The sequence below is a fragment of the Mesorhizobium sp. BH1-1-5 genome, from assembly GCF_020165615.1.
GTDB lineage: Bacteria > Pseudomonadota > Alphaproteobacteria > Rhizobiales > Rhizobiaceae > Mesorhizobium.
The window spans coordinates 40992-53860 of record NZ_JAIUIM010000007.1; the positions used below are offsets into that span (position 1 = coordinate 40992).

Genomic DNA, 12869 nt, shown 5'->3' on the forward strand with positions numbered 1-12869 from the left:
GCCGGCCGGAGAAGGCGGCTATGCCGCTTGCGATTTTCCGCAACGAACCGCGACCGACATCATGACCGCAACGCCTTTCGACGATTTCCGAAGCCTTCTGGCGGCGTTGCCGCCTGCCGATGAAGCGGCGGCGGCCCGTGTCCGTGCGCTTTTCGCCAAAGCGGACAAACCGAAAGAATCGCTGGGGCGTATCGAGGACATCGCGGCCTGGATTGCCGCCTGGAGCGGGCGCGCGCCGCCGGCGATCAACCGGCCGCTGATGGCGATCTTCGCCGGCAATCACGGCGCCGTCAGGCACGGCATTTCGCCGCGGCCGGTTGCGGCGACCGCCAACGAGGTCGAGCTCTGCGCCGCCGGCGGCGCCGCGATCAACCAGGTCTGCATCGCCAACGATCTCGGCCTGAAGGTCTTCGACCTCGCCTTGGATATCCCCACGGGCGACATCACCGAGGAGGCGGCGCTCGATGAGCGCGGCTGTGCCGCGACCATGGCCTTCGGCATGGAAGCGGTGGCGGGCGGCGCCGATCTCCTGTGCCTGGGCGATCTCGGCGTCGGCAATTCGACAATCGCCGCCGCGCTTTGCGCCGCGCTGTTCGGCGGCGCGGGGGCCGAGTGGGTAGGGCCCGGGGCTGGCGCCGACGCGGCGATGATGGTGCGCAAAGCCGAGGTCGTGGATCGGGCGCTGGCATTCCACGGTTCGGGCCTTGGCGATCCGCTCGAGGCCTTGCGTCGGGTCGGCGGGCGCGAGTTCGCGGCGATCTGCGGCGCCATTCTCGCCGCGCGCATGGAGAAGATCCCCGTCCTTCTCGACGGATTCGCAGCCACGGCGGCGGCCGCTGCCCTTTATGCGGCCAATCCAGGCGCGCTCGATCACTGCCTGCTTGCCAGCCTGTCGCCGGAGCCCGGCCATGCCAAAGCGGCCGAAAGGCTCGGACTGCGGCCGCTGCTCGATTTCGGCATCAGCCATGGCGAAGGGGTAGGGGCCGCTCTCGCCGCCGGTATCGTCAAGGCCGCGGCATTGGCCAGTTCCGGCATGGCGATGGCTTTCCGGCATTAGAGCCGGTAGGATTGCTTCACCGGCGTCCGCGCGCTACCGCGACGGTCTTGGTCGGCAGAGCCGGCAATTCCTCCATCACCCGGCTCAACGGGAAGATGGCGATCGCCTCGGTGCCCTCGCGCAGCTTGGAATGAAGCTCGAACTCGCCGCCATGCATGGCAAGCAAGCCCTGCACGATCGGCAGGCCGAGGCCGGTTCCCTGTTCGGCGCTCTTGATGGCGATCGAGCCTTGGCCGAAAGCGGAGAGCACCACCGGGATTTCCTCTTCCGGTATGCCCGGGCCGTTGTCCTTGACCGAAATGTACTGGCCGCCGCCGGCGGTCCAACCGACGCGCACGCGCACTTCGCCGCCGGACGGGGTGAACTTGATCGAATTGGACAAAAGGTTGAGCGTGATCTGCCGCGCCGCGCGCTCGTCGGCGAAGAGGCGCGGCAGGGTCTCCTCGAACTCCTGGATGACGCGGATGTCCTTGTTGCGGGCGCGCAGTTCCATCATGTGGCAGCAGTCTTCGACGATGGTCACCAGCACGACCGGCTCCTCGTTGAGCTGATAGCGGCCGGCCTCGATGCGCGACAGGTCGAGGATCTCGTTGATCAGGTCGAGCAGGTGCTGGCCGGATTCGTGCACGTCATGGGCATAGTCGCGATAGGTGGGGTTGTTCATCGGCCCCAGCACCTCATTGGCCATTACCTCGGAAAAGCCAAGGATGGCATTGAGCGGCGTCCTGAGCTCGTGGCTCATCGAGGCGAGGAAACGCGATTTCGCCAGGTTGGCGTCCTCGGCGCGCCGCCTTGCCTCGTCCGACATCGATTTCGCCGTCTCCACCTCGGCAATCAGCGCGTCCTTCTCCGAGCGGAACGACAGCACCATCAGCGAAGCCTGGTTGAGGTGGCGCGCGACATAGCCGAAGAAGGGAAGCGCCGCGATAAGCAACGCCGCCATCGTGGCTTCGATCGGCGTCCACTGGCGCATGACGGTGTAGACATAGACGGCAACGGGAATGGCGAAGGTGGCGAACAGGGCGCCGCCAAGCGAGGACGCCAGGACCGCCGTCATCGCCATGGCGACCAGGATCACCATGGCCTTGGCCACATGGAACTGGTCGACCTGGCATGTGTCGCAGCCGACCCAGGCGAACCACGCCCAGCCAAGGCCGCACAGGAAATGGCCGATCAGGAAGTCGCGCCGCGTCTGCGCTGGGTCGAGTTCGGCCGCCTCGGTTCGCTCCACGCGACGCGCCATGAAAGCGACGATCGTGTAGCAAAGCAGCGTCGACAAGGCCCAGATGGCGATCTGGTTGTCCAGGCCCGCCAGCCGACCGATCGCCGCGACGGCGAGCACGAGCAAGGGGATCGCGACCGCGCTGACCATGGCGCGCGCATGCAGCTTCAGCAGCTCACGGTCGAAATCGAGGCTGCCCGCCTGCTGCGAAAGGCGATCGCGCGTCTTGCGCACCGCGCGCGCCACATCGCTGTTGCGGTGCGGTTTACGGCGGTCCACAATAAATTTATCCGCTGTGTTCGAGCGTTGCAAAGGCATACAGACTTCAATTTCTGCGCGCAGCGACTGTCAGTTCGTTAAGCTACGTTCGAATGATTAAGAGACTGTTTGCCATATGAGCCGTTTAGGGCCGCGCCGACGCTATGCGGCAAGTGCGCCGCGAAGCCTCTGGCGCAAGCTGCTGGACTACGGACTGGCCATCCTCTTGCTCGGGCTGCTGATCCTGGTGGCGGCGCGCCTCGACCGCTTCGAGACACGCAAGGAGCAAGGCACGGCAATCATCAATGACGGCGATTCGATCACGCTCGGGACCGAGCGCATCCGCATGCGCGGCATCGACGCTCCGGAGTACCAGCAGACCTGCCAGAAGGCCGGCGCCGACTACCCCTGCGGCAAGCTGGCGCGGCAATCGCTGGTGCGCATGATCGCCGGCAGGCCCGTTTCCTGCAGCGGCTGGCAGCGCGACCGCTACGGCCGCCTGCTCGGCGATTGCAAGGCAGGCGATACCGACCTGAACCAGGCCCAGGTGCGGGCCGGATGGGCGGTTGCCTTCGGCGACTTCGAGACCGAGGAAGCGGTGGCGAGAGCGGCCAAAGCCGGCATCTGGGCGGGCACCTTCCAAGAGCCGCAGGAATGGCGCGACAGCCATCACGCTGCGCCGGTCGAGAGAAAGCACGGCACGCTGGCCTCGTTCGGCGATGCGTTGCGCGAATTCATTCGCTTCTGGTGATGGGCCGGCCCGCGCCCTATGATCGGCGAAGAGACTTGGAGGCATGGAATGAAGCTGTTCGACGGCGGCCGAGCGCCCAACCCCCGGCGCGTGCGCGTCTTCCTTGCCGAGAAGGGCCTGACGGTGCCGCTGGTGCCCGTCGACATGGGCGCGCTGGAGCATCGCGGCGAGCAGGTGGCTCAGCGCAATCCGTTGCGGCGCCTGCCGGTGCTCGAGCTCGATGACGGCACCATCATCACCGAATCGATCGCCATTTGCCGCTATTTCGAGGAGTTGCATCCCAAGCCCGCGCTGTTCGGCACGGGCGCGCTCGGCAAGGCCATAGTCGAGATGTGGCAAAGGCGCCTGGAACTGAATCTCATGGTCAGCGTCGCGGCCGCGTTCCGGCACATCCATCCGGCGATGAAGGAGTGGGAAGTGCCGCAAATTCCGGAATGGGGCGAGGCCAACAAACCGAAGGCAATCGAATTCCTGCATCTCCTCGATCACGAGTTGGCGGAGCGCGAATTCGCCGCCGGCGATAGTTACTCGGTCGCCGACATCACCGGCATGATCGCCATAGATTTCATGAAGCCGGCACGCATCAAGGTGCCGGAGGAGTGCGCGAACGTGCTGCGCTGGTATGCGGCGCTTACAAGCCGGCCGAGCGCGGCGGCCTGAGCGACAACAATTGGATAATCCGCCTGATATGAGCGAAGCGCTGGAGCGCCTCACCGCGAGGGTGCGGACCTGCCGCATCTGCGTCGAGGAGCCGCTTGGCCGGCCTTTGCCGCATGAGCCGCGGCCGGTGCTGCAGCCGTCGTCCACGGCGCGGATCCTGCTTGCCGGCCAGGCTCCGGGCACGAAAGTGCATGCGTCGGGCATGCCGTTCACCGATGCCTCGGGAGACCGGCTGAGAGACTGGCTCGGCGTCAGCGCGCAAGAGTTCTACGACGCCGGGAAATTCGCCATCGTCCCGATGGGCTTTTGCTTTCCCGGCCAGGACGCCAAGGGCGGCGACCTGCCGCCGCGTCGCGAATGTGCACCGGCCTGGCGCTCGGACCTGATGGCGCTGATGCCACAGATCGACCTGGTGCTGACCATCGGCGGTTATGCGCAGGCATGGCATATGGGTACGACGCGCCTCCCGTCGCTGACCGAGACAGTCAGGAACTGGCGCGCCATATGGGATGGGCCAGCCATGCCGAAAGTGCTGCCGCTGCCGCATCCGTCCTGGCGAAACACCGGCTGGCTGAAGAAGAATCCCTGGTTCGAAATGGATTTGCTGCCCTTCCTGAGATCGGAAATCCGCTATCGCATCGATTAGGCATCGTGCAAGAAATCACTCGCTTTTGCCCTCCTCGGCAGAATTTCTTTCTTGTGAAAGGCTTGGATAAAAGGGACTATAGCCAAACTATTCCCCTGGAGCTTCCCATGGATCGCCTCGACAGAAAAATTCTCCGCCTCCTGCAGGAGGACGCGACGCTCGCGGTCGCCGATGTCGCCAAGAAAGTCGGCTTGTCGACCACGCCGTGCTGGCGGCGTATCCAGAAGCTCGAGGAGGAGGGCGTCATCAAGCGGCGCGTCGCCATCCTCGACCATGAGAAGGTCAATGTGCGCGTCACCGTCTTCGTGTCGATCCGCACCAATTCGCACAGCCATGAATGGCTGCGGCGCTTCTCCGAGGTCATCCAGGAATTCCCGGAAGTGGTCGAGTTCTACCGCATGAGCGGCGACGTCGATTACCTGCTGCGCGTGGTGGTTCCCGACATCGCCGCCTATGACGCTTTCTACAAGCGGCTGATCGCCAAGATCGAAATCCGCGACGTCTCGTCGTCCTTCGCCATGGAGCAGATCAAGTATACGACCGAGATCCCGCTCGACTACATGGTTTTGGACAAGGAATCGGGCGCCAACGCGGCGTAGGCGCCACGCCAGATCGCAGGCCTTAGTTCTTCTTCTTGTTGAGGAAATTCCACGGCGAGTTGACCGGCAGGGTGACCGCGTCCGGCACCGTGTCGACGCTCGCCACCTCCGCCTTGCGCACCGTGTAGCCGGACTGGACGATCGAGACGCCGTCGAGGATGAAGAGCTGGCTCTTCTCCATGCCGGGCTTCAGCACACCGGTGACCGCGACCGGCTCGTATGCCTCTTTCATCTTGTAGGGATGCGCCGGCGTGACCAGCACGATCTGGTTCGGCGGCGGCGTCGGCATGTGGCTGCAGGCGCCGGTCCACGGCACCAGCAGGAACTGGTAGACAAGGTCGGCGTCGCGATCGACCGGCAATGCATAGCCGGCTAATTGTATCGCCTTGTCCTGCAGATTGAGCGACAGCGTCTCGCCGTGGTCAGGCAGCTTTGCCGCGATCATCGGCAGGTTCGCGTCCTCGGCTATCGCCTGCGTCGCGGGGCGCAGATCCTTCCAGAAGATGTGCGCGACATCGGCCGCGGCATCGGCTCCCGAGGCAACGAACAGGAGCACGGCCGCTAACATCGCGCATGATCTGAAACGTTTGTTCATCGTTGCTCCATCCTCCGCCTGTCCGTTGGCGGAATCGAGTAAAAGCGTCGTGACCGGTCAGGGCTCATCGGCTCAGCCGCATGACATGCCGGCGCGTGCCGGCGGCTCCGATCTCGTGGAAGCCTCGCGCGACGAAGATGTCGCGAAATCCCATGAAGCGGTAGCTGGGGGCTGCCTCGTCGACGGGATAGGCCTCGACGATGCGCGCGCCCCTGGCGAAAGCGTGGTCGATCGCGGCATCGAGCAGGGCGGAGGCCAGGCCGCCGCCTCGCAGAGCCCTCGGCACATAGAAGCAGACGATCGACCAAATGCCGGTTTCGGTGTCGTCCTGCTGCCTTGAAAGTTTCCGGTAGGTCTCGCGCGGCGCGACCGAGCACCAGCCGACCGGGCCGCCATCCAATTCGGCGACGATGCCGACCGGGGTGCCGGCATTGATGAGCGTCATCATCATGCGCTTCTTCTCGTCGTTCTGGATGTGCTCGCGGCTGGAATGGCGCCATGCCATGCACTAGCAATATTTAGGCGCGCCGGGCTGCTCGAACAGGTTCTCGAAACGGCCTTGTGTGTTTGGCGTCACCTCGACAAAGCGGATGCCGGAGAGGTCAGGCTTTTGCGGCTGCGAGCCTTTCGATCTGTCTGGCATCCGTCAGTTCCTTCACCGCATCCTTGCCGATCCAGCGCGCCGTCCTGTCCGACGATGCCGCCAGTTTCTCGGCCAGCGCAAGGGCAGGGGCGTGCAGGCTCATCGACCGCTTGCCGATCTGCCGCAGCGCCCAATTGACCGCCTTGCGGACGAAATTGCGTGGGTCGCCGGCATGTCTTTCGATCAGCGGCAGATAGGCAATGAAGGTCGCGTCCGGCTCTTTCTTGAGATGCACCGCGCTCCAGGCCAGCATGGCAAAGGCGGTGCGGCGGACGAATTCGCGTTCGTCTTCGGCGAACTCGTCGATCAACTCGCGCCAGAACGGCGTCTCGGCGAACAGGTCGGCAACGGTGTCGACGATCTCCCAGCTGTCGAAATCCGCCGCCCAGTGTCGGCACTGGTCGATATCGACCTTCTTCGGCTCGCCGGTGAAGGCCGCCATCAGCCGCGCTTCCCGGACACCGCTGTCCCAAAGCAGAAGCGACCGCTCGTGGTTCTTCTTCAGCTTGCGCGCCAGCGGCCGCAATTCGGAATTGCCGACGCCGAGAGCGCTGGCTGTGTTGATGCCGAAGCGCGCCATGCCCGCCCGGTTCTCATCGGTGCCGATCGCCCGCAAATGAGCGACGATGTCGTCGGCGCTCCAGCTTGGATCAGGCAGGGCCATCGCCGTCTATTTTTCCAGGCGGGCAAGCAGCGAGGAGGTATCCCAGCGCTTGCCGCCCATGTCCTGCACATCCTTGTAGAACTGGTCGACAAGCGCCGTCACCGGCAGCTTGGCGCCGTTGCGGTTGGCTTCCGCCAGGCAGATGCCGAGATCCTTGCGCATCCAGTCGACGGCAAAGCCGAAATCATATTTGCCGGCATTCATCGTCTTGTGGCGGTTTTCCATCTGCCAGGAGCCGGCGGCCCCCTTGGAGATCACCTCGACGACCTTTTCGATGTCGAGGCCGGCCTTCTTGCCGAAATGAATGCCCTCGGCAAGTCCCTGGACAAGGCCGGCAATGGCGATCTGGTTGATCATCTTCGTCAACTGGCCGGCGCCCGCCGAGCCCATCAGCCCGACCATGCGGGCGTAGGCGTCGATGACGGGCATTGCCTTGTCGAAGGCGGCCTGCTCGCCGCCGACCATGACGGTCAGCACGCCGTTCTCGGCGCCGGCCTGGCCGCCCGACACCGGCGCGTCGAGGAAGGAAAAGCCCGCCTTGCGCGCGGCTTCGTCAAGCTCGCGCGCGACCTCGGCCGAGGCGGTGGTGTTATCGATGAAGATGGCGCCCTTCTTCATCGCGGCGAAGGCGCCGTTCGCACCGGTCGTGACCGAGCGCAAATCGTCGTCATTGCCGACGCAGGAGAAGACGAAATCCTTGCCCTCGGCTGCCGCGGCCGGTGTCAGCGCCAGTTTGCCGCCGTGCTGGGCCACCCACTGCTCGGCCTTTGCCCTGGTGCGGTTGTAGACGGTGACGTCATGGCCGCCCTTGTTCCTGAGGTGCCCGGCCATCGGATAACCCATGACGCCAAGACCGAGAAATGCAACCGATGCCATAAGCCTGCCTTCCAACAAAACAGAGATTTCAGTGGCGGAAGGTCTAGGCCATGCGAAAAATTCGTCAAGGCACGCAGCGCCGCATCGACTGGTGCAGGCTGCCGAGGCGCGGCAATTTAAGTCTTCGTCTTATGCATGTCGTTCCCCTAAACCGCTGCGCGCTTTTAGGCGACATGCATTATCGATGCAGGTGGACGGTGATGCGGCGCTCGATCCATTCGACGCCGTGGCGCAGGATCTCGACCATCACCAGATAGACGATCGCCACCCAGATATAGGCCTGGATGTCGAAGGATTTCGCGTAGGCGAGCTTGGCGTTGCCCATCAGGTCGTAGACCGTGATGATGGCGACGATCGCCGAGGCCTTGATCATCAGGATGAGTTCGTTGCCGTAGGGCCTGAGCGCGACGATGATCGCCTGCGGCAGGACGACTTTGCGCAGCGTCTGCAATTTGTGCAGGCCGAGCGAGGCCGCACCTTCCCACTGGCCGCGCGGCACGCTTTCGATGGCGCCGCGCAGGATTTCGGCCTGGTAGGCGGCGGTGTTGAGCGAGAAGGCGAAGACCCCGCAATAGAAGGCTTCGCGGAAGAACCACCACAGTCCGACCGTTTCAAGCTCGGGTCGGAACGAACCGACGCCGTAATAGACCAGGTAGGTCTGCACGAGCAGCGGCGTGCCGCGGAAGAAATAGACGTAGCAATAGGCAAGCCCCGACAGGATCCAGTTCTTCGACATGCGGCCATAGGCGACCGGCAACGAGAAGATGGCGCCGAGAACCATTGAAATGCTGACCAGCGACAGCGTGGTTCCCAGGCCTTGCAGATAGGCTGGAGCGTATCGGGCAAAGAACTCGGCGTTCCACGCATAGATCAGGTAGGCAACGATGCCGGCGCCGAACAGAATCCAGACACCGACCAGCGCGGAGCCAAGGATGCGGGCTCGCGGCCAGCCGCGCGCTTGCGGCGGCGGTTTGTCGATAGCGATAACCTGGCTGACGCTCATCGCGCTTCCCTCCGTCCGACGTAGCGCAGGATGTAGCTCGTGGCGATCGACGACAGGACGGCCAGCGCCAGGAAGATCAGCGCCGCGACGCTGTAGAAGAGGAAGGAATGCTTGGTGACGCGCGCCGCGACGCCTGACTGGCGCAAGGTCTCGGCGAGATTGACCACCGAGACCAGCGATGTGTCCTTGAGCAGGCTCAGCCAGCAATTCTCGAGGCCCGGAAAGGCGATGCGTATCAGCTGCGGCAAGATCACCAGCCGCATCGTCTGCCATTTCGACAGGCCAATGGCGTAGCCACCCTCATACTGGCCTTTCGGAATGGCTCGGAACGCGGAGAGGAAAACCTCGCTGGCGTAGGAGGAGAAGATCAGCGCCAGCACGATCATGCCGGCGACGAAGCTGTTGACGTCGATCGTCGCGTCCGGATTGAACAGTCGCACGACATGTTGCAACAGAAGGGGCATGCCGAAGAAGAACAGGAACAGCGTAACCAGTTCCGGCAGGCCGCGAAAGACCGTGGTGTAGATGTTGCCGGCCAGGCGCAGCGACGGCTCTTCATGCTGCTTGGCGAAAGCGACGAAAAAGCCGATCACCAGGCCGATCGGCAGCGTGGCGAGCGCCAGCGCAATGGTGACCAGAACGCCAGACGCAATGTCGTCACTCCAGCCGTCCGGTCCCCAGCTGAGAAGTGTCCAAATGCTCTGGGCCGGCATTGACGGGTCGTGTCTCCGTGGGGATCCCGGGAGAAGAGAAGGGCGGCGAGGGGTGCCTCACCGCCCTGGCTAACTTATCAGGATTCGGCGCCGTAGACGTCGAACTTGAAGTACTTGTCGTTGATTTCCTTGTACTTTCCGTTCTTGCGGATGGCGTCGATCGCGTTGTTCAGCTGGTTGACGAGATCGGTTTCGCCTTTGCGCACGGCGATGCCGGCGCCCGGTCCGAAGATATCGACCGGCTGCGGCGAGGGCTGGCCGAGGATCTTGCAGCAGGCGCCGTCCGGCGAATCCAGCCACTGCTGCAGCACGACGATGTCGTCCTCGATGGCGTCGAGACGGCCATTGGCGAGGTCGGCCTGCTCCTCGGGGCTGCTCGGATAACCCTTGATGGTGCTGTCCGTGTAGGTCTTGGAAGCGTAATTGTAGTGCGTGGTCGTGGTGGCGACGCCGATGTTCTTGCCGGCGAGGTCTTCCTTGGTCACGCCCTTGAGCGGCGAATCCTTCGGCACGGCGATGGCCGACGGGGTGTTGTAGTATTTGTGGGTGAAGTCGACCTTCTCGGCGCGCTCGGGCGTGATCGACATCGAGGCGACGATGGCGTCGAACTTGCCGGCCTGCAGCGCCGGGATGATGCCGTCCCAATCCTGCGCGACGAAGGTGCACTTGACCTTCATTTCGTCGCAGAGAGCCTTGGCGATGTCGATATCGAAGCCGACCAGCTGGCCGTCCGAGGTCAGGTTGTTGAAGGGCGGGTACGCGCCTTCGGTGCCGATCCTCAGGGTCTTTTCCTGAGCCTGGGCGACGCCAAGTGTCAGCAGCGCGGCCGAAGCGGCAAGCGCGATACGCAGTGCAATACGCATGATAATCCTCTCATATTGTCATGGCCGCTGTCCCGTGCGGCTCTTGTGGGCGGAGCTTTTTTACCGCCCGCTGATGCGGATACTCCCACTCTTTCCAAGAAAAAAGCAACTGCAAATCAACGGCAAACGACAATCGGGATGTGCCGCTGCGTTACTTGGTTTGAGCCACGAGACCTGTGCTGCGCTCGACAAAGTCAGCTATCGATTTCGTGTCGTCGAGATCGAAGACCGGCAACGTTTCGCCTTCGACTGTAAAGTCGGCGGCGATGGCGACAATGTTGGGATCGTTGACCGAAAGCGGCGTCCGGTCCTTGGCTTCGAGCCGCCTGGCCTCGATCTTCCTGTGCGCTTCGCGCTTGTAACCTTCGACCAGCACGATGTCCGAGGGCGCCAGCCGCGCCAGGATGTCGTCCAGCGTCGGTTCGCTCTCGCCGCGCAATTCGTGCATCAGGGCCCAGCGCCGGCCGGAGACGATCGCAACCTCGGTCGCGCCCGCCTGCCGATGGCGAAAGCTGTCGGCGCCCGGCTTGTCGATGTCGAAGTCATGGTGGGCGTGCTTCACCGTAGAAACCGCCCAGCCGCGCGCCACCAGTTCGGTGACCAGCTTTTCCGTCAGGGTCGTCTTGCCGGAGTTCTTCCAGCCGGTGATGCCGAATACGCGTCTCATGGCCCGAGGCTTTGCAACAGACGCTCCGCCGCCGCAAGATCGTCCGGCGTGTTGACGTTGAAGAACGGGTCGATCTTCTGGTTGCCGGCCTCGATCATGGGGAACTCGACCTCGACATAGCCCTGGCGCTGCATGAAGGCCGAAACCCGCCGGTTGTCCTCGTCGACGAGGAAATGACGCAAGGCGCCGCGCAGGCCGAGCGGCCAGAGAGCGAAGGTCGGGTGCCGTCTGCCGTCCGAACTGGCGACAGCGATCGCGCCAGGTCGGTCGCGGGTTGCGGCTGTGAGGCGCCCGACGAGGTCGCCGGGGAAGAACGGCGTGTCGCCGGCGGCGCTCACCAGCCATCGGCAGCCGGTTTGGGTTGCTGCCCATTCGAGACCGGTCAGGATGCCGGCGAGCGGTCCAGCATGGCCCGGCACCGTGTCTTCGAGCACCGGCAGGCCCATGGCAGCAAATCGCGCCGGATCGCCATTCGCGTTGAGTCCCAGGGTCGCGACCTGTGGGTTCAATCGCGCCGCGACATGATCGATCAGCCTGTCATTACCCAGCGAAAGCAATGGCTTGTCGCCACCGCCCATTCGGCGCGACTGGCCTCCGGCCAGAATGATCCCCGCAACATCTCGGTCCATCGGCCTATATGCCGTCCGGCGCCATGTCGGGTCCAGCGCTTTCAGCGGCAGGTTGCTGTCTGCCGACGACGCGCTCGCGGTAGAGCGCATAAAGGCCGGAGCCGATGATGATGGTGGCGCCGACGATCATGGGCAGGTCGGGGACGTCGCCGAAAATGACGAGGCCGAGCAGGATCGACCAGAGCAGGGCGGTGTAGCGGAAGGGCGCGATGAAGGAGATGTCGCCTGAGCGCATCGCCATGATGATGAACTGATAGCCGATGAGCACCAGCACCGCCGCGAGCGCCAGAAGCATGGTCGCTCGCCCGCTCATCGGCGTCCAGCCGCCCATCGGCGACAAAAGCAGGGCGCCCAGCACCGTCATGGCAAGCGCGGTCGCCGTCGACACCAGCAGAGTCGGGATCGCCTCGGGGATGCGCTTGGTGGAGAGGTCGCGCACCGCGCAGCAGGCGACGCTGGCCAATGCCACCAGCGAATAGACGCTGAACCCTTCGAACCCCGGCCGCACGATGATCAGCACGCCGACGAAACCGGCGGCAATGGCAGTCCAGCGCCGCCAGCCGACGCTTTCGCCGAACACCAATGCCGCGCCCATGGTGACCGCCAGCGGCAGCGCCTGCATGACGGCGGAGACATTGCCGATCGGCAGATGCGCAAGCGCGATCAGGAACGACACCGTGGCGCCGGCTTCGCCGGCCACGCGCATGGCCACCATCGGCTGCAGCATGGCGGCCGGATTGGCAAGCGCGCCGCGCCGCCAGGCAAGCAGGCCGACGAAGAAGGACGCAAAGACGCCGCGCACCAGCATGACCTGCGCCATGTTCATCGATTCGGAAGAGAATTTGGTGATCGCGTCGTTCAGGGTGAAGCCGACCATGGCCACGATCATGAACAGCGCGCCGCGCAGATTTGGCGAGAGAGGCAAAGGCGTTTCCGGATTTTATTCTAAATCAAGCGGTTTATTCTTGTTTTGATGCATGTTGTTTCCCAAAACCGCACGCACTTTTGGGAGACACGCATTAG

The 12869-nt window shown here is 63.9% G+C and carries 16 protein-coding genes; 5 read left to right on the forward strand and 11 right to left on the reverse strand.

What is annotated here, in order from left to right; all coding sequences use genetic code 11:
- The first annotated feature begins 58 nt into the window (after positions 1-58).
- Positions 59-1057 (forward strand): nicotinate-nucleotide--dimethylbenzimidazole phosphoribosyltransferase, encoded by a 999-nt coding sequence (locus tag LB572_RS11230; RefSeq protein WP_224667912.1) that lies wholly within the window; start codon positions 59-61, stop codon positions 1055-1057.
- A gap of 16 nt (positions 1058-1073) precedes the next feature.
- Here LB572_RS11230 and LB572_RS11235 read toward each other — a convergent pair whose 3' ends face one another.
- Positions 1074-2597, reverse strand: coding sequence for a sensor histidine kinase (locus LB572_RS11235; protein ID WP_224667768.1), 1524 nt, complete (start codon positions 2595-2597; stop codon positions 1074-1076).
- A 76-nt stretch (positions 2598-2673) separates the two neighbouring features.
- On the opposite strand from LB572_RS11235, the gene LB572_RS11240 reads away from it, so the two are divergent.
- The 4 genes from LB572_RS11240 (at position 2674) to LB572_RS11255 (ending at position 5193) form a co-directional block, all read left to right on the forward strand.
- Positions 2674-3288 carry a thermonuclease family protein gene (locus tag LB572_RS11240; protein WP_224667769.1) on the forward strand — a complete coding sequence of 205 codons (615 nt, stop codon included), beginning with the start codon at positions 2674-2676 and terminating at the stop codon, positions 3286-3288.
- A 48-nt stretch (positions 3289-3336) separates the two neighbouring features.
- Positions 3337-3948 (forward strand): glutathione S-transferase, encoded by a 612-nt coding sequence (locus tag LB572_RS11245; protein WP_224667770.1) that lies wholly within the window; start codon positions 3337-3339, stop codon positions 3946-3948.
- A gap of 28 nt (positions 3949-3976) precedes the next feature.
- A complete protein-coding gene (locus LB572_RS11250) occupies positions 3977-4594 on the forward strand; it encodes a uracil-DNA glycosylase family protein (RefSeq protein WP_224667771.1) in 618 nt (205 codons plus the stop codon).
- Positions 4595-4701: 107 nt separating this feature from the next.
- A complete protein-coding gene (locus LB572_RS11255) occupies positions 4702-5193 on the forward strand; it encodes an Lrp/AsnC family transcriptional regulator (RefSeq protein ID WP_006205209.1) in 492 nt (163 codons plus the stop codon).
- 22 nt (positions 5194-5215) lie between these two features.
- Here LB572_RS11255 and LB572_RS11260 read toward each other — a convergent pair whose 3' ends face one another.
- From LB572_RS11260 to LB572_RS11305, 10 genes are all read right to left on the reverse strand, one after another.
- Positions 5216-5749: a DUF3299 domain-containing protein gene (locus tag LB572_RS11260; RefSeq protein ID WP_224667772.1), complete on the reverse strand. Its 534-nt coding sequence runs from the start codon at positions 5747-5749 to the stop codon at positions 5216-5218.
- 103 nt (positions 5750-5852) lie between these two features.
- Entirely contained in the window at positions 5853-6293 is a 441-nt protein-coding gene (locus tag LB572_RS11265) for a GNAT family N-acetyltransferase (protein WP_224667773.1), read from the reverse strand.
- 97 nt (positions 6294-6390) lie between these two features.
- Positions 6391-7095, reverse strand: a complete 705-nt coding sequence (locus LB572_RS11270; protein ID WP_224667774.1) for a DNA alkylation repair protein — start codon at positions 7093-7095, stop codon at positions 6391-6393.
- Between the two features lie 6 nt (positions 7096-7101).
- Positions 7102-7971, reverse strand: a complete 870-nt coding sequence (locus LB572_RS11275) for an NAD(P)-dependent oxidoreductase (RefSeq protein ID WP_224667775.1) — start codon at positions 7969-7971, stop codon at positions 7102-7104.
- Positions 7972-8149: 178 nt separating this feature from the next.
- On the reverse strand, positions 8150-8974 hold the full coding sequence (locus LB572_RS11280) for an ABC transporter permease (protein ID WP_140805814.1): 825 nt from the start codon (positions 8972-8974) through the stop codon (positions 8150-8152).
- On the reverse strand, positions 8971-9687 hold the full coding sequence (locus LB572_RS11285; RefSeq protein ID WP_140805816.1) for an ABC transporter permease: 717 nt from the start codon (positions 9685-9687) through the stop codon (positions 8971-8973). Before LB572_RS11285 ends, LB572_RS11280 begins: the two co-directional genes overlap by 4 nt.
- Before the next feature lie 77 nt (positions 9688-9764).
- On the reverse strand, positions 9765-10550 hold the full coding sequence (locus tag LB572_RS11290; RefSeq protein WP_140805818.1) for an ABC transporter substrate-binding protein: 786 nt from the start codon (positions 10548-10550) through the stop codon (positions 9765-9767).
- A gap of 151 nt (positions 10551-10701) precedes the next feature.
- Positions 10702-11217, reverse strand: a complete 516-nt coding sequence (gene mobB, locus LB572_RS11295; RefSeq protein WP_224667776.1) for a molybdopterin-guanine dinucleotide biosynthesis protein B — start codon at positions 11215-11217, stop codon at positions 10702-10704.
- Positions 11214-11846, reverse strand: a complete 633-nt coding sequence (gene mobA, locus LB572_RS11300) for a molybdenum cofactor guanylyltransferase MobA (RefSeq protein WP_224667777.1) — start codon at positions 11844-11846, stop codon at positions 11214-11216. The genes mobB and mobA overlap by 4 nt, the downstream gene beginning before the upstream one ends.
- A 4-nt stretch (positions 11847-11850) precedes the next feature.
- Entirely contained in the window at positions 11851-12771 is a 921-nt protein-coding gene (locus LB572_RS11305; RefSeq protein ID WP_224667778.1) for a DMT family transporter, read from the reverse strand.
- Positions 12772-12869: the final 98 nt, after the last annotated feature.

What these genes read in the sequence shown, in the direction of transcription:
- LB572_RS11235 (WP_224667768.1), bottom strand. Translation starts at nt 2,597, where the DNA reads ATGCCTTTGCAACGCTCGAACACAGCGGATAAATTTATTGTGGACCGC.
- LB572_RS11240 (WP_224667769.1), top strand. Translation starts at nt 2,674, where the DNA reads ATGAGCCGTTTAGGGCCGCGCCGACGCTATGCGGCAAGTGCGCCGCGA.
- LB572_RS11245 (WP_224667770.1), top strand. Translation starts at nt 3,337, where the DNA reads ATGAAGCTGTTCGACGGCGGCCGAGCGCCCAACCCCCGGCGCGTGCGC.
- LB572_RS11250 (WP_224667771.1), top strand. Translation starts at nt 3,977, where the DNA reads ATGAGCGAAGCGCTGGAGCGCCTCACCGCGAGGGTGCGGACCTGCCGC.
- LB572_RS11255 (WP_006205209.1), top strand. Translation starts at nt 4,702, where the DNA reads ATGGATCGCCTCGACAGAAAAATTCTCCGCCTCCTGCAGGAGGACGCG.
- LB572_RS11265 (WP_224667773.1), bottom strand. Translation starts at nt 6,293, where the DNA reads ATGGCATGGCGCCATTCCAGCCGCGAGCACATCCAGAACGACGAGAAG.
- LB572_RS11270 (WP_224667774.1), bottom strand. Translation starts at nt 7,095, where the DNA reads ATGGCCCTGCCTGATCCAAGCTGGAGCGCCGACGACATCGTCGCTCAT.
- LB572_RS11275 (WP_224667775.1), bottom strand. Translation starts at nt 7,971, where the DNA reads ATGGCATCGGTTGCATTTCTCGGTCTTGGCGTCATGGGTTATCCGATG.
- LB572_RS11280 (WP_140805814.1), bottom strand. Translation starts at nt 8,974, where the DNA reads ATGAGCGTCAGCCAGGTTATCGCTATCGACAAACCGCCGCCGCAAGCG.
- LB572_RS11285 (WP_140805816.1), bottom strand. Translation starts at nt 9,687, where the DNA reads ATGCCGGCCCAGAGCATTTGGACACTTCTCAGCTGGGGACCGGACGGC.
- LB572_RS11290 (WP_140805818.1), bottom strand. Translation starts at nt 10,550, where the DNA reads ATGCGTATTGCACTGCGTATCGCGCTTGCCGCTTCGGCCGCGCTGCTG.
- mobB (WP_224667776.1), bottom strand. Translation starts at nt 11,217, where the DNA reads ATGAGACGCGTATTCGGCATCACCGGCTGGAAGAACTCCGGCAAGACG.
- mobA (WP_224667777.1), bottom strand. Translation starts at nt 11,846, where the DNA reads ATGGACCGAGATGTTGCGGGGATCATTCTGGCCGGAGGCCAGTCGCGC.